The 21699-nt window shown below is 58.7% G+C and carries 18 protein-coding genes, 1 tRNA gene and 1 pseudogene; 12 read left to right on the plus strand and 8 right to left on the minus strand.

Translation table 11 applies throughout. From position 1 onward, the window contains the following. Positions 1–11 precede the first annotated feature (11 nt). From ada to mgtE, 4 genes are all read left to right on the plus strand, one after another. Entirely contained in the window at positions 12–1076 is a 1065-nt protein-coding gene (ada, locus tag WFO70_RS01430; RefSeq protein ID WP_337014293.1) for a bifunctional DNA-binding transcriptional regulator/O6-methylguanine-DNA methyltransferase Ada, read from the plus strand. Next, a complete protein-coding gene (alkB, locus tag WFO70_RS01435; protein WP_337014295.1) occupies positions 1076–1726 on the plus strand; it encodes a DNA oxidative demethylase AlkB in 651 nt (216 codons plus the stop codon). Before ada ends, alkB begins: the two co-directional genes overlap by 1 nt. 76 nt (positions 1727–1802) lie before the next feature. Beyond that, positions 1803–3446, plus strand: a complete 1644-nt coding sequence (locus tag WFO70_RS01440) for a multidrug ABC transporter permease/ATP-binding protein (RefSeq protein ID WP_337014297.1) — start codon at positions 1803–1805, stop codon at positions 3444–3446. Positions 3447–3588: 142 nt separating this feature from the next. Beyond that, positions 3589–5025 carry a magnesium transporter gene (mgtE, locus tag WFO70_RS01445; protein ID WP_337014299.1) on the plus strand — a complete coding sequence of 479 codons (1437 nt, stop codon included), beginning with the start codon at positions 3589–3591 and terminating at the stop codon, positions 5023–5025. On the opposite strand, the pseudogene WFO70_RS01450 reads toward mgtE, so the two are convergent. After that, positions 4988–6352 (minus strand): annotated as a pseudogene (locus WFO70_RS01450) (SulP family inorganic anion transporter). The gene mgtE and the pseudogene WFO70_RS01450 overlap by 38 nt on opposite strands. Positions 6353–6466: 114 nt before the next feature. On the opposite strand from WFO70_RS01450, the gene mqo reads away from it, so the two are divergent. Next, positions 6467–8116 (plus strand): malate dehydrogenase (quinone), encoded by a 1650-nt coding sequence (gene mqo, locus WFO70_RS01455; RefSeq protein ID WP_337014302.1) that lies wholly within the window; start codon positions 6467–6469, stop codon positions 8114–8116. A 36-nt stretch (positions 8117–8152) separates the two neighbouring features. Here the strand turns inward: mqo and eco are convergent, their stop codons facing one another. Beyond that, complete coding sequence (gene eco, locus WFO70_RS01460; RefSeq protein ID WP_337014304.1) at positions 8153–8650, minus strand: serine protease inhibitor ecotin; 498 nt, start codon at positions 8648–8650, stop codon at positions 8153–8155. A gap of 192 nt (positions 8651–8842) precedes the next feature. On the opposite strand from eco, the gene WFO70_RS01465 reads away from it, so the two are divergent. The 3 genes from WFO70_RS01465 (at position 8843) to WFO70_RS01475 (ending at position 11791) form a co-directional block, all read left to right on the plus strand. Then, positions 8843–9103, plus strand: coding sequence for a DUF2534 family protein (locus tag WFO70_RS01465; protein ID WP_337014306.1), 261 nt, complete (start codon positions 8843–8845; stop codon positions 9101–9103). A gap of 8 nt (positions 9104–9111) precedes the next feature. Beyond that, positions 9112–10296: an MFS transporter gene (locus tag WFO70_RS01470; RefSeq protein WP_337014308.1), complete on the plus strand. Its 1185-nt coding sequence runs from the start codon at positions 9112–9114 to the stop codon at positions 10294–10296. Positions 10297–10387: 91 nt separating this feature from the next. Beyond that, positions 10388–11791 carry a CBM96 family carbohydrate-binding protein gene (locus WFO70_RS01475; protein ID WP_337014310.1) on the plus strand — a complete coding sequence of 468 codons (1404 nt, stop codon included), beginning with the start codon at positions 10388–10390 and terminating at the stop codon, positions 11789–11791. A gap of 46 nt (positions 11792–11837) precedes the next feature. Here the strand turns inward: WFO70_RS01475 and WFO70_RS01480 are convergent. The 3 genes from WFO70_RS01480 to WFO70_RS01490 form a co-directional block, all read right to left on the minus strand. Then, positions 11838–11914: transfer RNA gene (locus WFO70_RS01480), tRNA-Pro, on the minus strand. A 72-nt stretch (positions 11915–11986) separates the two neighbouring features. Further along, the gene (gene yejM, locus WFO70_RS01485; RefSeq protein WP_337014312.1) at positions 11987–13747 is read right to left on the minus strand and encodes an LPS biosynthesis-modulating metalloenzyme YejM; all 1761 of its coding nucleotides are present in this window, start codon (positions 13745–13747) and stop codon (positions 11987–11989) included. 19 nt (positions 13748–13766) lie between these two features. Continuing rightward, entirely contained in the window at positions 13767–13994 is a 228-nt protein-coding gene (locus tag WFO70_RS01490; protein WP_032612681.1) for a YejL family protein, read from the minus strand. A 134-nt stretch (positions 13995–14128) separates the two neighbouring features. Here WFO70_RS01490 and yejK point away from each other — a divergent pair, with 134 nt between their 5' ends. Beyond that, positions 14129–15136: a nucleoid-associated protein YejK gene (gene yejK / locus WFO70_RS01495; RefSeq protein WP_337014314.1), complete on the plus strand. Its 1008-nt coding sequence runs from the start codon at positions 14129–14131 to the stop codon at positions 15134–15136. Positions 15137–15187: 51 nt separating this feature from the next. Here yejK and rplY read toward each other — a convergent pair whose 3' ends face one another. After that, entirely contained in the window at positions 15188–15472 is a 285-nt protein-coding gene (rplY, locus tag WFO70_RS01500; protein ID WP_337014316.1) for a 50S ribosomal protein L25, read from the minus strand. 126 nt (positions 15473–15598) lie between these two features. Then, positions 15599–17359 (minus strand): DEAD/DEAH box helicase, encoded by a 1761-nt coding sequence (locus WFO70_RS01505; protein WP_337014318.1) that lies wholly within the window; start codon positions 17357–17359, stop codon positions 15599–15601. A 151-nt stretch (positions 17360–17510) separates the two neighbouring features. On the opposite strand from WFO70_RS01505, the gene rsuA reads away from it, so the two are divergent. From rsuA to WFO70_RS01520, 3 genes are all read left to right on the plus strand, one after another. Beyond that, complete coding sequence (gene rsuA, locus WFO70_RS01510) at positions 17511–18218, plus strand: 16S rRNA pseudouridine(516) synthase RsuA (protein ID WP_337014320.1); 708 nt, start codon at positions 17511–17513, stop codon at positions 18216–18218. Positions 18219–18233: 15 nt separating this feature from the next. Next, the gene (locus WFO70_RS01515; RefSeq protein ID WP_337014322.1) at positions 18234–19430 is read left to right on the plus strand and encodes a Bcr/CflA family multidrug efflux MFS transporter; all 1197 of its coding nucleotides are present in this window, start codon (positions 18234–18236) and stop codon (positions 19428–19430) included. A 331-nt stretch (positions 19431–19761) separates the two neighbouring features. Next, positions 19762–20106: a YejG family protein gene (locus tag WFO70_RS01520; protein WP_337014325.1), complete on the plus strand. Its 345-nt coding sequence runs from the start codon at positions 19762–19764 to the stop codon at positions 20104–20106. Between the two features lie 3 nt (positions 20107–20109). Here the strand turns inward: WFO70_RS01520 and yejF are convergent, their stop codons facing one another. Next, on the minus strand, positions 20110–21699 hold the full coding sequence (gene yejF, locus WFO70_RS01525) for a microcin C ABC transporter ATP-binding protein YejF (RefSeq protein ID WP_337014327.1): 1590 nt from the start codon (positions 21697–21699) through the stop codon (positions 20110–20112).

Here is a 21699-nt window from a genome sequence, read left to right on the forward strand (position 1 = left end):
AGGAGCCGATCATGAAAAAGCCGAACCTGATGAATGACGATCAACGCTGGCTGGCCGTGCTGGCCCGCGATGAGGGTGCCGATGGTCAGTTTGTATTTGCCGTACAGACCACCGGCATCTTCTGCCGCCCCTCCTGCCGCGCGCGCCACGCCCTCCGTGAAAATGTTCGCTTTTATCCCGATGCCCACCAGGCGGCACAGGCGGGGTTTCGTCCCTGTAAACGCTGCCGGCCGGAGCAACAGGATCCTCAGGCGCAGCGGATCGCCACCATCGAAAAAGCCTGCCGGTTACTGGAGCAGGAGCAGCCCCTGACTCTGGAGACGCTGGCCCAGGCGGTAGCGATGAGTCCGTATCACCTTCATCGCCTGTTCAAATCCTTTACCGGCATGACGCCAAAAGCCTGGCAACAGGCGGCCCGGGCGAAACGACTGCGCCATGCCCTGGCGCAGGGTGAAAACATTACCGACTCCGTGCTGGCGGCAGGTTTCCCCGACAGCAGCAGCTACTATCGCAACGCCGACGCCAGCCTGGGAATGACCGCGAAGCAGTACCGCAGCGGCGGGGAAGATATCACCGTGCGCTATGCGTTGAGCGACTGCACGCTGGGCCGGTGCCTGGTGGCGGAAAGCGCGCGGGGGATCTGCGCGATTCTCCCCGGGGATGACGATAGCGCCCTGATTGCCGAACTGGAGACGCTCTTTCCACATGCTCGCCGGGAGCAGGCGGATGCCCACTTCGCCGGGCGCGTCGCCCAGGTGATCGCCAGCGTGGATAACCACACCGTGGCGCTGGCCCTGCCGCTGGATATTCGCGGCACCGCCTTCCAGCGCCAGGTCTGGCAGGCCCTGCGCGCCATTCCTGGCGGCGAGACCGCCAGCTACCAGCAGGTGGCCAACGCCATGGGCCACCCTGGTGCAGTGCGGGCGGTGGCCCGGGCCTGCGCCGCCAACAAACTGGCGATTATTATTCCCTGTCACCGGGTGGTACGCAGCGACGGTGGGCTCTCGGGCTACCGCTGGGGTACAGCCCGCAAAGCAGCGCTGCTGCGTCGGGAAGCCAAAAAAGAGGAGGTGTAATGCTCGATCTATTTGCGGATGCTGAACCCTGGCAGGAGCCGCTGGCTCCCGGAGCGGTGATCCTGCGCCGCTTCGCCCTGGCGCGGGACGCTGCTTTAATGCAGGGCATCGAACAGGTTGCCAGCGCTTCGCCGTTCCGCCAGATGGTCACCCCCGGGGGCTACACCATGTCGGTGGCGATGACCAACTGCGGCGGGCTGGGCTGGACCACTAACCAACGGGGTTACCTCTATTCTCCGGAGGATCCCCTGACCGAGGCTCACTGGCCGCCGATGCCGGACGCTTTTGCCACGATGTGCCACGCCGCTGCCCGGGAAGCGGGTTATCCCGATTTTCAGCCGGATGCCTGTCTGATCAATCGCTACGCGGTGGGGGCCAAACTCTCCCTGCATCAGGATAAGGACGAGGCGGATCTGCGGGCACCCATTGTTTCGGTGTCGCTCGGCCTGCCCGCCATCTTCCAGTTCGGCGGGTTACGCCGCAACGATCCCCTGCAACGCCTGCTGCTGGAGCACGGTGATGTGGTGGTGTGGGGCGGCCCGTCCCGCCTGTTTTATCACGGCATTCAGCCGCTTAAACCGGGGTTACATCCCCTCACCGGGGAGTACCGCTACAACCTGACCTTCCGCCAGGCGGCGAATAACGAATAAAAATAAGAATTATTCTTGATGTAAGTGGCGGGCAGTTTACACTGCTGGCTGTTTTTTCTTGTCTGGATTGCTTTGTATGGAACTCCTGTTACTGGTCTGGCGGCAATACCGCTGGCCGTTTATCGCGGTGATGGCATTAAGCCTGCTGAGCGCCGCGCTGGGCATTGGCCTTATTGCCTTTATTAACCTGCGTTTAATTGAAACGGTCGATACCACCCTGATGGTGCTGCCAGAGTTTCTCGGCCTGCTGGTGCTGCTGATGGCCGTCACCCTGGGGTCGCAGCTGGCGCTCACCACCCTCGGCCACCACTTCGTCTACCGCCTGCGCAGCGAGTTCATCAAGCGTATTCTGGATACCCAGGTTGAACGTGTCGAGCAGCTGGGCAGCGCCTCGCTGCTGGCCGGTTTGACCAGCGATGTCCGCTCCATCACCATCGCCTTTGTGCGTCTGCCGGAGCTGGTGCAGGGGATTATCCTGACCTTCGGTTCGGCGGCGTACCTGGCCTGGCTCTCCACCAAAATGCTGGCGATCACCGCTCTGTGGATTGCGATCACCATCTGGGGCGGCTATCTGCTGGTATCCCGGGTGTACAAGCACATGGCGGTACTGCGTGAAACCGAAGATAAGCTCTATAACGACTACCAGACGGTGCTGGAAGGGCGCAAAGAGCTGACCCTCAACCGCGAGCGCGCCGAGCACATCTTCAATAACCTCTATATCCCGGATGCCCGCGAATATCGCCATCACATTGTGCGTGCCGATACCTTCCACCTGAGCGCGGTCAACTGGTCAAATATCATGATGCTGGGGGCGATTGGCCTGGTCTTCTGGATGGCGAACAGCCTCGGCTGGGCGGATACCAACGTCGCCGCCACCTACTCCCTGACCCTGCTGTTCCTGCGCACGCCGCTGCTCTCCGCCGTGGGCGCGCTGCCGACTCTGCTCAGCGCCCAGGTGGCCTTTAACAAGCTGCGCAAGTTTGCCCTCGCGCCGTACAAAGCCGGGTTCCCGCGCCCCCAGGCCTTCCCGGACTGGCAGACGCTTGAGCTGCGCAACGTCACCTTCAAATATCAGGACAACGACTTCTCCGTCGGGCCGGTGAACCTGACCCTCAACCGCGGCGAGCTGCTGTTCCTGATTGGCGGCAACGGCAGCGGCAAATCGACGCTGGCGATGCTGCTGACCGGCCTGTATCAGCCCCAGTCCGGCGAGATCCTGCTGGACGGTAAACCGTTGAGCGCCGAAAAACCGGAAGACTACCGCAAGCTGTTCTCGGCGGTGTTTACCGACGTCTGGCTGTTCGATCAGCTGCTGGGCCCGGAAGGCAAGCAGGCCGATCCGGCGCTGGTGGAGAAGTGGCTGGCGCATCTGCAGATGTCGCACAAGCTGGAGCTGCAGGATGGCAAGATCCTCAACCTCAAGCTGTCGAAAGGGCAGAAGAAGCGCGTGGCGCTGCTGCTGGCGCTGGCGGAAGAGCGTGACATCATTCTGCTGGATGAGTGGGCCGCCGATCAGGACCCGCATTTCCGCCGCGAGTTTTACCAGGTGCTGCTGCCGCTGATGCAGCAGATGGGCAAAACCATCTTCGCCATCAGCCATGACGATCACTACTTTATCCATGCCGACCGCCTGCTGGAGATGCGCAGCGGCCAGCTGAGCGAGCTGACCGGTGCCGAGCGCGATGCCGCATCGCGGGACGCGGTGGCCCGTACCGCGTAATCTTTCTGCCCGGCGGCACCGCGCCTGCCGGGCAATTTCCACCGCATCGCTGCTTTTTTATCCATCCCCCTCCGCCGTTTATTCTTATTTACATATCGTCACGCTATGCTTAATGCCATCACATTTAATGGATATATGATTGATGGCATTTACTAAGAAACACAGCGCAAGGCTGCGCGATGAAGAGCGTGCCCGTCTGATCTGGCTGCTCACCACCGATAAAGCGGTGGTCTCCACCCTGTTAGGCAAGCTGACCCTGGCTGAGCAATATGACGTTGGCGCCTTATCCGACAATATTGCTGAGGTAGGGGCGCTGGTGGCGCATCTGCCACCGCCCGACCTGGCCGATACCCTGGAAGCCTTACCCTCGGAAGAGCGCCACGCCCTGTGGCGGCTGGTGGAGGATCACGAGCGCGGCCAGGTGCTGCTCGAGGCCTCTGAAAACGTCTGGGACGATCTGATCGACGAGATGAGCGACAGCGCCATCCTCGATGCCCTGCAAACCCTCGATATCGACGATCAGATCTACCTGGTGCAGCATCTGCCCCGCGATCTGACGGGCCGCCTGCTGGCCTCGATGCCGGCCGACGAGCGCGCCCGCGTGCGTCAGGTCATGAACTACGAGAAAAACAGCGTTGGCGCGATTATGGAGTTCGGCGTCATCCTCGTGCGCCCGGACGTTACCCTGGGCACGGTCCAGCGCTACCTGCGTCGGCTCGGCAAAATGCCGAAGAACACCGACAAGCTCTTTGTCACCTCCCGGGATAAAACCCTGCTGGGGGAGCTGGAGCTGCAAACGATTCTGCTCAACGACGCCCACAGCCGGGTGAGCGAGGTGATGGATCCCGAGCCGACGATCTTCCTTCCCGAAGATAATGCCGAAAAAACCGCGCGCACCTTCGAGCGTGACAACCTGCTCAGCGCCGCGGTGGTGGACTCAACCGGCAAAATAATGGGCCGCTTAACCATCGATGAGATTGTCGACGTGGTGTATGAAGAAACGGGGAACGATATGCGCGCTATGGGCGGCGTGAGCGCGGAAGAGGATGTTTACGCCCCGGTCAGCAAGGCAGTGAAAACCCGCTGGGCGTGGCTGGCGATCAACCTCTGCACCGCCTTTATCGCCTCGCGGGTGATTGACGGCTTTGAACACACGATCTCCCAGCTGGTGGCGCTGGCCTCGCTGATGCCCATCGTGGCGGGCATCGGCGGCAATACCGGCAACCAGACCATCACCATGATCGTCCGCGCGCTGGCGCTGCAAAATATTCAGCCGGGCAACTTCCGCTTCCTGATCCTGCGCGAACTGGGGGTGGCGTTAATCAACGGCCTGGTGTGGGGCGGGATTATGGGTGGCATCACCTGGTGGCTGTACGACGACATGGCGCTCGGCGGGGTGATGACCCTGGCGATGGTACTGAACCTGCTGGTGGCGGCGATGATGGGGGTGATCATCCCGATGGTGATGACCCGTCTCGGGCGCGACCCCGCCGTGGGGTCGAGCGTGATGATCACCGCCATCACCGATACCGGTGGTTTCTTTATTTTTCTTGGGCTGGCGACGCTGTTTCTGCTGTAGCGGCGTTCTGGCGTCGCAGGCGGGCAGGGAGGATCGCCATGACGATAATCCCGCCCACCACGCCAATTGCCAGATTGCCGGTTGAGACGGTGGCCGCAACGGTCACCAGCATCACCAGGGTTTCCGCCACGGGCGCGCCTTTCACCGCGGCAGGGCGGATGCTCTGCCAGTTGAAGGTTTTCACCGCCACAATCGCCATGATCCCCGCCAGTACCGCCATCGGAATCCTCGCCATCACTTCACTCAGGGCGGTGACCAGCAACAGCAGCACCAGGCCTGCGGCGAACGTAGAGACGCGGCTGCGCCCTTTGCCCATTTCGACGTTAACGATGGTCTGACCGATCATCGCGCACCCGGCGATCCCGCCAAAGAAGCCCGCCATGATATTGGCCACGCCCAGCCCCATGCTCTCCCGGCGCTTGCTGGATGGAGTGGCTGTCAGCTCATCCACCAGTTTTGCCGTCAGCAGCGACTCCATCAGGCCGACAAAGGCAATGCTCAGCGCGCAGGGCCAGATAATGCTCAGGGTGTGCAGGTTAAGGGGCACCAGCATCTGGCTGATCCCCGGCAGGCCGCCACCGATAGCGCCTTCGTCGCCCACGGTCGGCAGCAGCTGGCCGCTGGTGACGGTAAACAGGGTCAGGACCACGATCGCAATCAGCGGGGAAGGAATACTTTTAATGTAGCGGGGTGCCCACAGCACAATCAGCAGGGTCAGGACAAACAGGCCGACAATCAGCGGGCTTGTGCTCCAGAAGTGCGGCACCTGGGCAAAGAAAATCAAAATCCCCAGCGCGTTCACAAACCCGGTCATTACCGCCTGGGGAATAAAGCGCATCAGGCGCGCCATCCCCAGCGCGCCGAACAGGATCTGAATCAGCCCCGCCAGCAGCACTGCCGGCAGAATATACTGCGCGCCATGCTGATGGACCATCGGCCCAATCACCAGCGCCACCGAGCCCGCGGCGGCGGTCACCATCGCCGGACGTCCGCCCATCACCGACAGCGCCAGACACAGCACCACCGAGGCGAACAGGCTCACTTTCGGATCGACGCCCGCCACCACCGAGAAGGAGATCACCTCGGGAATAAGCGCCAGGGCGGTGATCACACCGGCAAGGATTTCGCGCGTTAACAGCGAGGGCGCGCGCAGGACGGCAAGCGTCGAGGGAGAAGCGTGTGCTGGAGACATAGTTCTTCGCAGGTTAGTGGCGCAAGGCAGGATCTGTGCGCCCGATCACAAAGGGCAGCATAGTAGCGGGAAAACGCGCGCCTTGCCAGCGCAGCAGGGCTATGTCCCTACAAATTCCGCGACATTAATTATCATAATTACAATAATTATTTAACCTTTAAACAATATTTAAATATTGCTACCGTGGCGCCGCACTCGACTTCATCTGCATAAATAGCGAACAACACGCTTATTACGAAGGCATTAATTATGAAAAAAATGACTGCCCTGTTGCTGGCTGCGGCGGCAAGCCTTAGTGCTGCCCCGATGGCGGCGAAGGCTCAGGCATCGCAGGATCAGGAAACGGACGTTCTGTTAATTGGCGGCGGGATCATGAGCGCCACGCTCGGAACCTATCTGCAGGAGCTTCAGCCGGACTGGTCCATGACCATGGTGGAACGCCTGGACGGCGTGGCGCAGGAGAGCTCAAACGGCTGGAACAACGCCGGGACCGGCCACTCGGCCTTAATGGAGCTGAACTACACCCCGCAGAAAAAAGACGGCTCCATCAGTATCGAAAAAGCCGTGGAGATCAACGAAGCGTTCCAGATCTCCCGTCAGTTCTGGTCTCACCAGGTGAACAGCGGCGTGATGCACGATCCGCACAGCTTTATTAACACCGTGCCGCACATGAGCTTTGTCTGGGGCGACGACAACGTCAACTTCCTGCGCGGTCGTTATGCTGCCCTGCAGCAAAGCTCGCTGTTCCGCGGCATGAAGTATTCCGAAGATCACGCCCAGATCAAAGAATGGGCGCCGCTGGTGATGGAAGGGCGTGACCCGAACCAGAAAGTGGCTGCAACCCGCACCGAAATCGGCACCGACGTGAACTACGGTGAAATTACTCGTCAGCTGGTGGGCTCTTTGCAGAAAAAAGAGAACTTCAACCTGTCGCTGAGCACGGAAGTACGCGGCTTTAAGCGTAACGCGGACAACTCCTGGAGCGTGACCGTTGCCGATCTGAAGCACAATGAAGAAGAGCACGTCATCAAGGCGAAGTTCGTCTTTATCGGTGCGGGCGGCGCGGCGCTGAAGCTGCTGCAGGAGACCGGCATCCCGGAAGCGGATAATTATGCCGGCTTCCCGGTTGGCGGCCAGTTCCTGGTGTCGGAAAACCCGGAAGTGGTGAACCGTCATCTGGCGAAAGTGTATGGTCAGGCCTCCGTGGGCGCGCCGCCGATGTCGGTGCCGCATATTGACACCCGTATCCTCGACGGCAAACGCGTGGTGCTCTTTGGGCCGTTCGCCACCTTCTCGACCAAGTTCCTGAAGAACGGTTCCCTGTGGGATCTGCTGAGTGCTACCACCACCTCGAACGTCGGACCGATGATGGATGTGGGTCTGGATAACTTCGACCTGGTGAAGTACCTGATTAGCCAGGTGCTGCTCTCCGATGACGATCGCTTTGAGGCGCTGAAAGAGTACTATCCGGAAGCGAAGAAAGCGGACTGGCGTCTGTGGCAGGCGGGCCAGCGCGTGCAGATCATCAAGCGTGATGAGGACAAAGGCGGCGTCCTGCGTCTGGGCACCGAAGTGGTCAGCGATAAAGAAGGGACCGTGGCTGCGCTGTTAGGGGCATCCCCGGGGGCATCCACCGCGGCACCGATCATGCTGCATCTGATGGAAAAAGTGTTCAAAGATAAAGTCGCCAGCCCGGAATGGCAGGCGAAGCTGAAGACCATTATTCCGTCCTACGGCACGGCGCTGAACGGCAACGTTGATGCCACCGAGCAGGAGCTGGAGTACACCAGCCGCGTGCTGCAGCTGAAGTATGAAAAGCCGCAGGCACCGGATGTTGCGCCTCAGGCGCAGGCGACATCCCAGCCGGAAAGCAAACCGGTGGCGGATATCGCGCTCTGATACAAAAAAGCCGGGTCATCTGACCCGGCTTTTTTATTAACGCGCGACGGCGTTTTCGATTTTCTCATCTGCCTGCCAGACGCGGTATTTCACCTCAACGTTGTCCGGCGTATAAACCACAATCGGCAGCTTGCTGTTGTAGCGCAGCAGACTGTGCTCACCCAGGTTAGCGGTTACAAATTTGGCGGTCTTTTTCCCTTCCGGGCAGGCCATCATGGTGGAGACCGGCGAGGTGACCTTATCAAAGACGTAATAGTCATAGCCCCAGCCTTCCAGCGTCTTGCTGGTTAACTGCCCGCCGAGGCGGTGCACGTTGCAGTCCACTTCCAGCGTCTGGCCGATCAGCAGTTCAACTTTATAATTTGCTTCATCTTTTTGCGCCGGCAGGTCGATAACCTGACGCTTCATGCCGTGCTCCGCCTGCGGATACGGGGCCGTTTTCTCAAGCGGTTGAGCGGCAGGGGCGGCACAGGCACTGGCGGAGGCCAACGCCAGCAGGGCGACGATGCTTTTAGGTGCGTTTTTCACAGTCATTCCTTTTTATGTCAAACGAATCATGCCTACACTACCATAACTGGTGTTTTTTGCCTTTATTTTATTTTTATCTGGTTTATATCACTGATAATTTGCCTTTATTATGGTTTTAAATTCTGAGTTGGTGCTAAGGGAGCGATCGTGGTAGGGTGAGCGGCAAACATTGTTATTCATCTGTGAAGGAATAAATGCATGGTACGCCAAAAACTTAACACCCCGGCGGGGAAAAAATTTCTGCTGGCACTGCTGACGGTATTTCTCATCGCGGTGATTGGGGTGGGGCGTGTAACGATCGTCGGCGTGGTTGAGCAGTACAACATTCCGCTGACGGCGTGGACCACCAGCATGTACGTTCTGCAATCGGCAATGGTGTTGGTTTACAGCACGGTCTTTACCGTTCTGCTGGCTATTCCGCTGGGGATCTTTTTCCTCGGCGGCAGCGATAAGCACTGAGTTTCGGCATGCTCTCCCGGTTCTCTACCCTAAGCCGGATCCCGAAAGGGGTCTGGGTCGTTGGCGGCGTCAGCATGTTGATGGATATCTCCTCTGAGATCATCCATAGCCTGTTACCGCTGTTTATGGTGACCACCCTCGGTGCCAGCGTGATTTTCATCGGCCTTATCGAAGGGCTGGCGGAAGCCACGGCGCTGATTATCAAGGTCTTCTCCGGCGCTATCAGCGACTATCTCGGAAAACGCAAAGGGCTGGCGCTGCTGGGCTACGGGCTGGGTGCTGCCAGCAAGCCGCTGTTTGCCATCGCCTCGTCGTCGGGGATGATCCTCGGGGCACGCTTAATCGACCGGGTTGGGAAGGGGATCCGCGGCGCACCCCGCGATGCGCTGGTGGCTGATGTTACCCCGCCTGAACTGCGTGGAGCGGCCTACGGGCTGCGGCAGTCGATGGATACCGTCGGCGCGTTTCTGGGCCCGCTGCTGGCGGTCGGCATGATGCTGCTGTGGAACGATGATTTCCGCACCATCTTCTGGATCGCCGTTATCCCCGGCGTGCTTGCCGTCGCGCTGCTCTTTTTTGGCCTGCATGAACCCGCCTCGCCCGTCACCCATAAACGCAGCAACCCGATTAAAAAAGAGAACCTGAAACGCCTCGGCAACAGCTGCTGGTGGGTCATTGGCCTCGGTGCGGTCTTTACCCTGGCCCGTTTCAGCGAGGCATTCCTGGTGCTCCGGGCGCAGCAGTCCGGTATTCCGCTGGCGCTGATCCCGCTGGTGATGGTCGCCATGAACCTGCTTTATGCCTTTTCCGCCTATCCGTTCGGCAAACTCTCCGATGCCATGAGCCACACCCGTCTGCTGCAGTGGGGGCTGGCGGTATTGATAGCTGCGGATATCGTGCTGGCCCTGACCACCCACTGGGCGGGGATCATCCTCGGCGTGGCGCTGTGGGGCATCCATATGGGGATGACCCAGGGGTTGCTGACCGCGATGATTGCGAAAACGGCACCTGCCGACCTGCGCGGTACCGCCTTTGGCCTGTTCAGCATGGTGAGCGGCGTGGCGCTGCTGATTGCCAGCCTGGGGGCGGGCATTATCTGGGAGACGTGGGGCGCGGAGTACACCTTCTACGCCGGGGCGGCTATCTGCCTCGTGACCCTGGCTTACCTGCTCAAGCGTCCGGCGGCGTTGTAAAGCAGGCGATAGCGGAAAAGTATTCCGTAAATAATTCGGAGAGTTAGCGCCGTTTTGTTACCAATGTGGTCCTTTCTACCAGGAGATATTTATGAAAAGGACCACAGTGTATACCGCGCTGGCGTCAGCTCTGCTGCTGCCGTCACTTTACGCTCATGCCGGCCCGCAGGCGCACGTCGTCTGCGCCTACAACCACACCCTGGGCGATGATGCCGTGATGATGTTCGGCCAGGCCAACCAGGCAATGTGGCACGACTTTTTTGGCAACACCCGCACCGATGCTTACTCAACCTACGCCTCCCTGCGTCAGCAGCCAGAAACCACCTGCGATAACAAAGCCGACAGTTCGGCCTACTGGGCACCCTCCCTGCGTCTGCCGGACGGCACGGTGGTGAAGCCGGCCTATCAGAAAACCTACTATCAGGCCAGTAATGTCGATCAGTACCCGCTCAGCCCGCTCCCTGCCGGGCTGGCGATGGTGGCGGGGGATCATCACGGCAGTAAACCCAACTCGCGGATCACCTTTTTATGCGCCAACGGCAAAGGCTACAGCAACAAAATCGGTGAAGTGTGCGGCCTGAGAAAAGCCAAAGATGCGGTGCAGTTTAATATCGGCATCCAGTTCCCCAACTGCTGGGACGGCATCAACCTGAAGCCACATCACGGAATAGCCAACGCGGCCTATGATGTGAAAGGGCAGTGTCCTTCCGGCTTCCCGGTGAAGATCCCGACGGTGAATATGAACGTGGCTTACGTACTGCACGGCATTACCTCCCTGGATACCGCTAAAGCGCAGCTGTCGCTTGACCCCACCATGAATGGCGATGTACGTGAGGAGCACTGGGGCAGCCTCTATACCGCCCACGCCGACTTTATCAACGGCTGGACCGAAGACGCTGCCCGCTTTATGACCGGGATGTGCATGAATCAGGGCATGGACTGCGGCAGCAACGTGCCTTACGGCTATTCGAAGGCGCTGGCTAACGTCTGGGTGAGCAGCGAGACGCCGTCCACCCCGGTGCCGACGGCGCAGACCCTGTTAGTCCAGGATAACTGGAAAAACGGTGGCCGCACCCGTAACGTCGAGACCCTGAGCCTGGTGAAATTTAAGATCCCTGCGCTGCCGACCGGTCAGGATGCTTCTCTGTTCAAGTACAAAATCCGCATCTATGGCGGGAAAGTGGAAGCCAACGGCGCGGATCAGATCTTCTTCTATCCAGCCAGCAACGACTGGGATCCCGCTACCCTGACCTGGAGAAAACGGCCATCCTGCAATTACAGCTCAGATGCGATCCTGTATCTCAACAACAAGCGTGAGTACCGGATGGTGGATGTCGACAAGGCGGTGCGTAAAGCGCTGGCTGCAGGGAAGACGGAGATCTCGTGGTATATCGGTGGCGACCGTCAGGGCAACCACTATCAGTTCAGCCCGGCGGACTCAAAAGAGAGCCTGATGCTGATGCTGACCGGGTACAAACATACTCCGGAAATCTGACAGGCATAAAAAAACCAACCCTATGGGTTGGTTTTTTTTGGGATTTTGGTCGGCACGGAGAGATTCGAACTCTCGACCCTCGCCACCCCATGACGATGCGCTACCAGGCTGCGCTACGTGCCGAAACAGAAAATTTATACTACCCATTTCCACGTTTAATGCAAGGCCAGTTCAGGCTAACTGATTAATTTTAAATCAGTTAGCAATAAACCGTTTTTCATCCGTTAACACCTGCAACAGCAGGCTGAGCTGCGGCGTCTGGTCGTTAAGCTTCTCGCCCTGCGGATTATAGGTTTTGTAGCTGCCGTTGCTGTTCAGGACCAGCGTCAGGGTTGGGGTCGTGACGGCCAGCGTGTTGTTGCTGGCAGCGGTCACCCAGTTATGACGACGCGTGGCGCTGAACAGATCCTGCCCCTGGGAATACTCATTCGCTGGCGTGCTGACGTGAAGCAGACGCTGCATCAGGGTGGTCATCACATCTTTATGATCGGTCAGCATGTTGATGCGTTGCGATGGCGTGCCCGGCCAGTGGATTACCAGCGGAACGTGCAGGCGAGGGCGCGACCAGTCGACATCATTGCCTTCGTTGCCCAGCGGCACCCCGTGCCCCCCGGTGATCACCACCACCGTATTCTCCAGCTTGCCGGATTCACGCAGGGCGTCCAGCACCCGGGCGATCTGCGCATCCACATTCCCTGCAGCCTGGGCATAGCGGCGGGCAAAGGTTTTCTGGTTGCTGTCATCCAGGGTGGTGCCGTTGAGGGCAATCCACGAGAACCAGCGGTTATCGTCCTGGGCATAGCGGTTCAGCCAGCTGATCCACTGTCCGGCGGTCTGCGCGTCGGACTGGCTCTGGGTAGCCGGCAGGGAGAAGTCGGACAGCAAGGCCTGGCGGTACAGCGGGCTGCTGAAGCCATCAGAGGAGAACAGCCCCAGCTGATAGCCCTGTTGGTTCAGGCCGGTGATCAGCGCCGCAGGGATACGCGACGACAGGACGCCGTCCATATAGCCCGGCGAAATACCGTAGAACAGGCCGAAGAGCCCGGTATCGGTGGCGTTACCGGAACTCATATGTTGGGTAAAGTTGATGTTCTTATCGGCAAACTCCGCCAGCGCAGGCATCTGCTTCTCAAAGCGGGAGTAGTTCAGCCCGTCAACGGTGATCAGCAGGACGTTCTGACCCTGGCCCATATCACGGTAGCGCAGATCGCTGAGCGGATACTGCACGGATACCGCTTCGGGATTACCTTGCTCAATCAGGCGGCGCTGATACTCCTGCGCATCCAGCAGGCCGTGTTTCTCGAGGAAACGACGGGCGGTCATTGGATAGGAGAGGGGCAGGTTCGCGCGCTGCATGGTGATCGGCCGATAGAAGTTAGCATCAGCCCAGATATACATAAAGTGTGAGCCGATAAAGGCCACAAAAAACAGGGCCGCGACCGGTTTGGCGTAGCGGCGACGGCGCGTCAGGCTGCGCAGTTTTTGCCAGCTCCAGGTGGCAAACAGCATCTCAATCAGCAGAATAATCGGCACGCTGATAAACATCAGCTGCCAGTCGCGTGCCGTTTCGTTCTGGTCGGGGTTAATCACCAGCTCCCAGACGACAGGATTAAGATGCAGGTGGAAACGGGTAAAGACCTCGCTGTCGATGAGCAGAAGCGTCATGCCGACCGTAGCAAGGATGGCGGAGACAAACCGCATCAGCCGCTGGGACATGACGACAAACGTCAGCGGGAACAGGATCAGGAGATAGGTCGAGAACACCAGAAAGCTGAAATGGCCAATGACGCTCATCCAGGAGTAGATACGCCCGGCAAGCGTGGTCGGCCAGTCGGCGACAAACAGATAACGACTGCCAAGCACCATCGCCAACAGAATGTTGAACAGGGCAAACCAGTGCCCCCAGCTAACCATCTGGGAGACTTTTTCGCGGTAGCGCTGACGATTCGTCACCATAAACTGTCGTTCGTTTCCCTTAGTGCGCCTGGTCGTCGTTAACCGAGGACTGTAAAGCCTGAGCGAAAGATTTTGCGATCGCCTGGCGCTGGGCCGGCGCAACGCTGGTATTGATAAGGTTAGTCACCATATTGCCCAGAACCATCAGGGAAAGGTCGGTGGGTGCCTTATGTTTTTCCAGTACGTTGAGCAGCTCACTGAGCATTTGTTCAACGTGTTCATCACTATAGCGGGAGAGTTGTGGCATAAATCGAAATCTGTTTGTGGAGGAAAGGGCAACATATTACCGTAGCAACAGCTTTTTTTCCCCTTTTTTATCTTCGGTTGCATACATGACTGGCGGGTGGTTGAATACGGCCCGGTCTAAAAGGAGAGTTTATCATGAGTCTGGATATCAACCAGATTGCCCTGCACCAGCTTATCAAGCGTGATGAGCAAACCCTTGAGCTGGTGCTGCGCGATTCGTTACTGGAACCTACACCTACCGCCGTCGACATGATCGCGGAGCTGCACCGGGTTTACAGCGCTAAAAACAAAGCCTACGGCCTGTTCAGCGAAGAGAGTGAACTGGCGCAGGCGCTGCGCCTGCAGCGTCAGGGCGAAGAGGATTTTCTCGCCTTCAGCCGGGCCGCTACCGGTCGTCTGCGCGATGAGCTGGCGAAATACCCCTTTGCCGATGGCGGGATCGTCCTGTTCTGTCACTATCGTTACCTGGCGGTGGAGTATCTGCTGGTGGCGGTGCTGAACAACTTAAGCAGCATGCGCGTCAATGAGCAGCTGGATATCAGCTCCACCCACTATCTGGACATCAACCACGCGGATATCGTGGCGCGTATCGATTTGACCGAATGGGAAACCAATCCGGAATCGACCCGCTATCTGACCTTCCTGAAAGGGCGGGTAGGGCGCAAGGTGGCCGACTTCTTTATGGATTTCCTCGGTGCCAGCGAAGGGCTGAACGCCAAAGCGCAGAACAAAGGCCTGCTGCAGGCGGTGGATGACTTCACCGCGGAAGCCGAGCTGGACAAATCCGAGCGCCAGAACGTGCGTCAGCAGGTGTACGCCTACTGCAACGAGCAGCTGCAGGCGGGGGAAGAGATCGAGCTGGAGTCGCTGTCCAAAGAGCTGGCGGGTGTCAGCGAGGTGAGTTTCCAGGACTTTACGGCAGAGAAAGGCTACGAGCTGGAAGAGAGCTTCCCGGCGGATCGCAGCACCCTGCGTCAGCTCACCAAATTTGCCGGTAGCGGCGGCGGGTTAACCATTAACTTTGACGCCATGCTGCTGGGCGAGCGCATTTTCTGGGATCCGGCGACCGACACGCTGACCATTAAAGGCACCCCGCCAAACCTGCGCGACCAGCTGCAGCGTCGTACGTCCGGCGGTAAATAACGGCCATAAAAAAACCCCGCAATGCGGGGTTTTTTCTCAACCTGTAAGCGATTACGCGCGAACGAAGTCGATGTGAGCCAGTTTAGGCTTGAACGGGTGACGCTGAACAGCCTGAACCTTCACTTTTTCTTCTTTACCGTCAACAACCAGGGTCAGAACTTCGCCGTAAAAACCAGGCTTGTCCTGCAGGTTCCACACTTTGTCGTGGTCCAGTTCGATTGCGATCGGAGCAGCTTCGCCGCCATAGATGATGGCCGGGAATTTGTTTGCTGTACGCAGGCGGCGGCTCGCACCCTTGCCCTGCTCTTTACGTGCTTCTACATTGATAGTTAACATTGATTTCTCTCTGTACATATTATTCCTGCTACAGGCGACCCAGCAGCAGGTAAGTGTTCAGCCTCACGGATGTGAAGCGGGCGGCATTTTATACTCAAACGGCCCGCACATCAATGAAAAGTCCCGTTATCCGCGTAATTCATTGGCCCGGCGATAGCGGCCTTCGTAATCAAAAACTTTCTCGCGCACCTGCCAGAACTGCCCTTTTTTGCGCGCCACCACAAAGTCAGGATGGCGCAGCAGCGGCTGCTGATGCACGATGTCCGCCGCGCTGATCCAGCGCAGCGGCACCCCCGGCGTGCGGGTATGGGGGCGGATAAACAGCTGCTCAAAGGCGGTACGCTGGGCGGGCGTCTGTAGACGGAAGCGCTCACTTACATCGGCACCGTCTTCATCGTAATAGGTGATCTTCAGCCATTCGCCTTTCTCATCCGTACCATGAGCCAGCACCATCCCGCTGCAGCGCAGCACCAGCGCGTCTTTCAGCTTCAGGGCCGCTTTCAGCATATCGTCGGGATCCACCAGCACCGTATCGCAGGCGCGGCAGCGGCGGGCGGCAATGTCGTTTTCGGCGTTGCACTGCGGGCAGTTTTTAAAGCGGAAGCGGTAGTCGCACTGCTCGCGATGGCCCTCGTCATCTTCAAACCAGCCCTGACAGCGGCGGCCAAAGTGTTCAATCAGGGTGCCGTCGGCGGTGGTTTTGCCCCAGAAGGTGTTGGCAAAGCCGCAGCCGGGGCAAAACACCTGCACGGGGACGTTGTCACTTTTCCCCTTTGGCGCACCCACTTCCGGGGCGTATAGGTCGTGCGGGTTGCCGGCGTAATCCAGAATCAGGCAGTCGGTTTTGCCAGGGGCCAGACGCAGGCCGCGACCGACAATCTGTTGATACAGGCTGACGGATTCGGTCGGGCGAAGAATGGCAATCAGATCGACGTGCGGGGCGTCAAAGCCAGTAGTAAGCACTGACACATTGACCAGGTAGCGGAACTGCTGCGCCTTAAACGTTTCGATCAGCTGGTCGCGCTCGCTGCCCGGCGTTTCGCCGGTGATAAGCCGGGCCTCGCTGGGGGGCAGCAGGCCGGTGATCTCCCGGGCGTGCTCGACGGTGGCGGCAAAAATCATCACCCCTTTACGTTCGGCAGCAAACTCCATTATCTGGCTGACGATATGCGGGGTAATACGATCCTGCTTTTTCAGCTCGCGGTTGAGATCCGCCTCGCTGAACAGGCCGTTGCTCTGCACCTGTAGCCGGCTGAAATCGTACTGTACCACCGGCATGTCCAGCCGCTCCGGCGGCGTCAGGTAGCCATGTTTGATCATGTAGCGCAGCGGCAGCTCGTAAATGCAGTCGCGGAACAGCGCCTTCTCATTGCCGCGCACCATCCCGTGATAGTGAAAGCGGTAGATCCAGCCTTTACCGAGACGGAACGGGGTGGCGGTCAGCCCCAGCAGACGGATCTGCGGATTCACGCTCTTCAGGTGGGTCAGGATCTGCTGGTACTGGCTGTCGTCGTCATCGCTGATGCGATGGCACTCGTCGACGATCAGCAGCGAGAACTCGCTCTGAAATTTATCCAGATTGCGCGCCACCGACTGCACGCTGCCAAACACCACCTTGCCGTGGCTCTCTTTACGCTGTAACCCAGCGGCAAAAATATCGGCCTCAAGACCCAGCGCCAGATACTTGGCGTGGTTCTGCGCCACCAGCTCTTTGACGTGCGCCAGCACCAGCACGCGACCGCGCGCCAGCCGTGCCAGCTCAGCGATCACCAGGCTTTTGCCTGCCCCCGTGGGCAGGACGATGGCGGCCGGTTCTTTATGCTGACGAAAGTGGGCGAGGGTGGCGTCCACGGCTTCCTGTTGATAGGGGCGAAGTGTAAAGGTCATGGTTACTCAGCTTGGTTATCTCGCATATAGTATGCCACGAAACTTTTTCCCTTGAGTGGCGCACAGAGCCCGTTATACTGGGCTGTTGTTAACTGCTTCTTTTCCGGGCGCCTCGTCCGGCTCCTGGCACCTTTAAGGCTAAAATTATTTCATGCGACTTGATAAGTTTATCGCTCAGCAACTCGGCGTAAGCCGCGCTATTGCTGCGCGTCTGATTCGCGGCAGCCACGTAACCGTGGATGACGATATTGTGCGAGACAGCGCGTTCAAACTCCAGCCTGAGCATCAGGTGGAATATGAAGGCAATTCGCTGACCCAGCAGAACGGCCCGCGTTACTTCATGCTCAATAAGCCGCAAGGCTATGTCTGCTCGACCGACGATCCCGATCATCCGACCGTGCTCTATTTCCTTGATGAGCCTGTGGCGCACAAGCTGCACGCTGCCGGGCGTCTGGATATCGACACCACCGGTCTGGTGCTGATGACCGACGATGGCCAGTGGTCGCATCGTATTACCTCCCCGCGCCACCATTGCGAGAAGACCTATCTGGTGACCCTCGAATCGCCGGTGAGTGACAGCACGGCAGAACAATTTGCCCATGGCGTCCAGCTGCATAATGAAAAAGATCTGACCAAACCCGCCGTGCTGGAAGTGATCACCCCTACCGAAGTGCGTCTGACCATCAGCGAAGGGCGCTACCATCAGGTAAAACGCATGTTTGCGGCCGTGGGTAACCACGTTGTCGGTCTGCATCGCGAACGGATCGGAGAGATCGCTCTCGACCCGGAACTTGCGCCAGGCGAATACCGCCCGTTGACGGATGAAGAAATTGCCAGCGTTGGCCTCTCTTCACGCTAATCTCAGGAGTTCACTGTGACCACCAGGCCACACTCGTCGTTAAGCATTGTCTTTATCCTTGGCCTGCTGGCCATGCTGATGCCGCTGTCTATCGACATGTATCTGCCCGCACTGCCGGTGATCGCTGAGCAATTTGGCGTACCGGCAGGTAGCGCACAAATGACCCTCAGCACCTATATCCTTGGCTTTGCCCTCGGCCAGCTGCTGTACGGGCCGATGGCCGACAGCCTGGGCCGCAAACCGGTGATTCTGGGCGGGACGCTGGTGTTTGCGGCGGCGGCGGCGGCCTGTGCCATGTCGCAGTCCATCGATCACCTGATCGTGATGCGTTTCTTCCACGGCCTGGCGGCAGCGGCGGCCAGCGTGGTCATCAACGCCCTGATGCGTGATATCTACCCAAAAGAAGAGTTCTCCCGCATGATGTCCTTCGTCATGCTGGTCACCACCGTTGCGCCGCTGGTGGCACCGATGGTCGGGGGCGCGGTGCTGGTGTGGTTCAGCTGGCACGCGATTTTCTGGATCCTGGCGCTGGCGGCTCTGCTGGCCTCGGCGATGATCTTCTTCTTTATTAAAGAAACCTTGCCTGCTGAGCATCGGCAGAAGTTTCATATCCGCACTACGCTCGGCAACTTTGCCTCACTGTTTCGCCATAAGCGGGTGCTAAGCTATATGCTGGCCAGCGGCTTCAGCTTTGCCGGGATGTTCTCTTTCCTCAGCGCCGGGCCTTTCGTCTACATCGAGCTTAACCACGTCTCTCCGCAGCACTTTGGCTACTACTTTGCCCTGAACGTGGTCTTCATCTTTGTGCTGACCATGATTAATAGCCGCTTTGTCCGCCGGGTGGGAGCGCTGAACATGTTCCGCATCGGGCTGTGGATCCAGTTTGTGATGGCGATATGGATGGTAGTCACCGCCTTCTTCGACGTCGGCTTCTGGACCCTGGTGGTGGGGATTGCGGCCTTTGTCGGCTGTATTTCGATGGTGTCGTCCAATGCGATGGCGGTGATCCTCGATGAGTTCCCGCATATGGCCGGAACGGCCTCTTCCCTGGCGGGCACTTTCCGTTTCGGGATTGGTGCCATTGTCGGGGCGCTGCTGTCGCTGGCGACCTTTACCACCGCCTGGCCGATGCTCTGGGCCATTGCCCTGTGCGCTACCGGCTCAATTCTTTTCTGCCTCTACGCCAGTCGACCCCGAAAAGCGGTGAAATAACGCACAAAAAAGGGTCCCGGCGGGACCCTTTTTTGATACCGGTCAATCAAAACAGGTTTCATTAAGGCTATGTTTGTTTCTTTTATGTAAAATCTATTTGTGTAAATAGTCACAGCTTTGTAGTTAAAAAGGTTGTGTTAGATCACAGAAACGGGTACATATAGCGCCGCCAACGCGCTAAGACACTGATAAAAAGCCCTGATAAACAAGACGCCAGCGCCCGTGACAACTGGGTGTAAGCGTTTTCTTACTAAAACAGAGCAAGTGTTTAATGATGTGTTACTATAAATGTAAATAGATTGTGAAGTATATTTTCTTCCGGGGAACAAACGTGAATACATTACAGCTCTCGATTATTCATCGCTTGCCGCAGAGCTACCGCTGGTCAGCGGGTTTTGCAGGCTCGAAGGTTGAACCGATTCCGCAAAATGCCGCCAATAGCGATAACTGTCTGGTGGCGCTCAAGCTGCTGGGTCCGGAAGAGGGCAACGCATGGCCGGTAATGGAAAAGCTGAGCCAGGCGCTGACCGATATTGAGCTTTACAGCTCGGTCCTGGAGTGCGAAGGCGAGCCGTGCCTGTTCGTGAAAAGCCAGGACGAGTTCGCGGCAACCTGCCGCCTGAAAAACTTCGGCGTGGCGATCGCTGAATCCGTAGCAGGTCAGGCCCCTGTCTGAGCGTCAGCGTAACGCTAATAGCTGACGCGTGTACTCTTGCGTCGGCGCGGCAAACACGCGCTGACACTCCCCTTGTTCGACCACCTCTCCCTGACGTAACACAATCACCTGGTGACACAGCGCCCTGACCACCTGTAAATCGTGGCTGATGAAGATATAGGCCAGCCGGTGCTTCTCCTGCAGATCCTTCAGCAGCGCCAGAATCTGCGCCTGCACGGTTTTATCCAGCGATGAGGTGGGCTCATCCAGAATAATCAGCTCCGGGCGGAGGATCAGCGCGCGGGCAATGGCGATACGCTGACGCTGGCCACCGGAAAAGGCGGCGGGATAGCGATGCCGGGTCTGCGGATCCAGCCCCACTTCACTCATCACCCGAATCACCTCCTCTTCACGCGCCTGCAGGCTGAGCTCGGGCTGATGCACCCGCAACCCCTCTTCAATAATTTGCTGCACGTTAAGACGTGGATTCAGGGAGGAGTTGGGATCCTGAAACACCACCTGCATCCGGTGGCGGACGGGGAGCATCTGACGGCGATCCCAGCGGTGCAGCGGCTGGCCGTCAAACTCAATTTCCCCCTGCGAGGCGATCAGGCGCAGCAGCGCCAGCCCGGTGGTGCTCTTCCCGGAGCCGGATTCGCCCACCAGCCCCAGGGTTTCACCGGGGCGCAGGCTAAAGCTGACGTTGTTCAGCACCTGCTTGTTGTCCACCACCCGACGCAGAAGGCCCTTACGCACCGGAAACGCCACGGATAACGCTTTTACGCTCAGCAGCGGTTGCGCTGAATCAGGCAGCGGAACGGGATCCCCGGCAGGCTCGCTGTTGAGCAGCCGCTGGGTGTAGGGATGCTGTGGGGCGGCTAACAGCGTCGCGGCGCGGTTCTGTTCCACACAGCGGCCGTTCTGCATCACCGCCACCTGGTCGGCCAGCTTTTTCACGATGCTGAGGTTGTGGGTGATAAACAGCAGGCTCATGTTCAGCTCGTCGCGCAGCTCGCGTAACAGCTGCAGGATCTGCGCCTGTACCGTAACGTCCAGCGCGGTGGTCGGTTCATCGGCGATCAGCAGTTCCGGGCGGGTGAGCAACGCCATGGCAATCATCACCCGCTGGCGTTCACCGCCGGAGAGCTGATGAGGGAAATCACCCAGCCTTTTGGCGGCGTTGCGGATCCCGGTGCGCTCAAGGCAGTCGAGCATCTCCCCGCGCGCCGCCTCTTTGCGCATCCCGCGGTGCAGGGAGAGCACCTCATAGAGCTGTTTTTCGAGGGTGTGCAGTGGGTTCAGCGACACCATCGGCTCCTGGAAAATCATGGCGATTTTGTTACCACGCACCCCGCGCAGGGTGCGCTCGTCTGCATGCAGCAGCGACTGACCGTGAAACAGGATATCGCCCTGCGGGTAGACTACCGGCGGGGCAGGGAGCAGGCGCAGGACCGAAAGGGCAGTAACACTCTTCCCGGAGCCCGATTCCCCCACCAGCGCCAGCGTTTCCCCGGCATCGATTTGCAGGGAGATGTCGTTGACCACGGTGCGCAGCTCGCCCTGCTGGCGAAACGCGATGGAGAGGGCATCGATATGAAGCAGAGGCTGGGTCAT

Origin of the sequence: Leclercia sp. AS011 (assembly GCF_037152535.1) — a bacterium.
GTDB lineage: Bacteria > Pseudomonadota > Gammaproteobacteria > Enterobacterales > Enterobacteriaceae > Enterobacter.

Excerpts from the sequence above, each read along its gene's own strand:
- ada (WP_337014293.1), top strand. The coding sequence starts at position 12 with ATGAAAAAGCCGAACCTGATGAATGACGATCAACGCTGGCTGGCCGTG.
- alkB (WP_337014295.1), top strand. The coding sequence starts at position 1,076 with ATGCTCGATCTATTTGCGGATGCTGAACCCTGGCAGGAGCCGCTGGCT.
- WFO70_RS01440 (WP_337014297.1), top strand. The coding sequence starts at position 1,803 with ATGGAACTCCTGTTACTGGTCTGGCGGCAATACCGCTGGCCGTTTATC.
- mgtE (WP_337014299.1), top strand. The coding sequence starts at position 3,589 with ATGGCATTTACTAAGAAACACAGCGCAAGGCTGCGCGATGAAGAGCGT.
- mqo (WP_337014302.1), top strand. The coding sequence starts at position 6,467 with ATGAAAAAAATGACTGCCCTGTTGCTGGCTGCGGCGGCAAGCCTTAGT.
- eco (WP_337014304.1), bottom strand. The coding sequence starts at position 8,650 with ATGACTGTGAAAAACGCACCTAAAAGCATCGTCGCCCTGCTGGCGTTG.
- WFO70_RS01465 (WP_337014306.1), top strand. The coding sequence starts at position 8,843 with ATGGTACGCCAAAAACTTAACACCCCGGCGGGGAAAAAATTTCTGCTG.
- WFO70_RS01470 (WP_337014308.1), top strand. The coding sequence starts at position 9,112 with ATGCTCTCCCGGTTCTCTACCCTAAGCCGGATCCCGAAAGGGGTCTGG.
- WFO70_RS01475 (WP_337014310.1), top strand. The coding sequence starts at position 10,388 with ATGAAAAGGACCACAGTGTATACCGCGCTGGCGTCAGCTCTGCTGCTG.
- yejM (WP_337014312.1), bottom strand. The coding sequence starts at position 13,747 with ATGGTGACGAATCGTCAGCGCTACCGCGAAAAAGTCTCCCAGATGGTT.
- WFO70_RS01490 (WP_032612681.1), bottom strand. The coding sequence starts at position 13,994 with ATGCCACAACTCTCCCGCTATAGTGATGAACACGTTGAACAAATGCTC.
- yejK (WP_337014314.1), top strand. The coding sequence starts at position 14,129 with ATGAGTCTGGATATCAACCAGATTGCCCTGCACCAGCTTATCAAGCGT.
- rplY (WP_337014316.1), bottom strand. The coding sequence starts at position 15,472 with ATGTTAACTATCAATGTAGAAGCACGTAAAGAGCAGGGCAAGGGTGCG.
- WFO70_RS01505 (WP_337014318.1), bottom strand. The coding sequence starts at position 17,359 with ATGACCTTTACACTTCGCCCCTATCAACAGGAAGCCGTGGACGCCACC.
- rsuA (WP_337014320.1), top strand. The coding sequence starts at position 17,511 with ATGCGACTTGATAAGTTTATCGCTCAGCAACTCGGCGTAAGCCGCGCT.
- yejF (WP_337014327.1), bottom strand. The coding sequence starts at position 21,699 with ATGACCCAGCCTCTGCTTCATATCGATGCCCTCTCCATCGCGTTTCGC.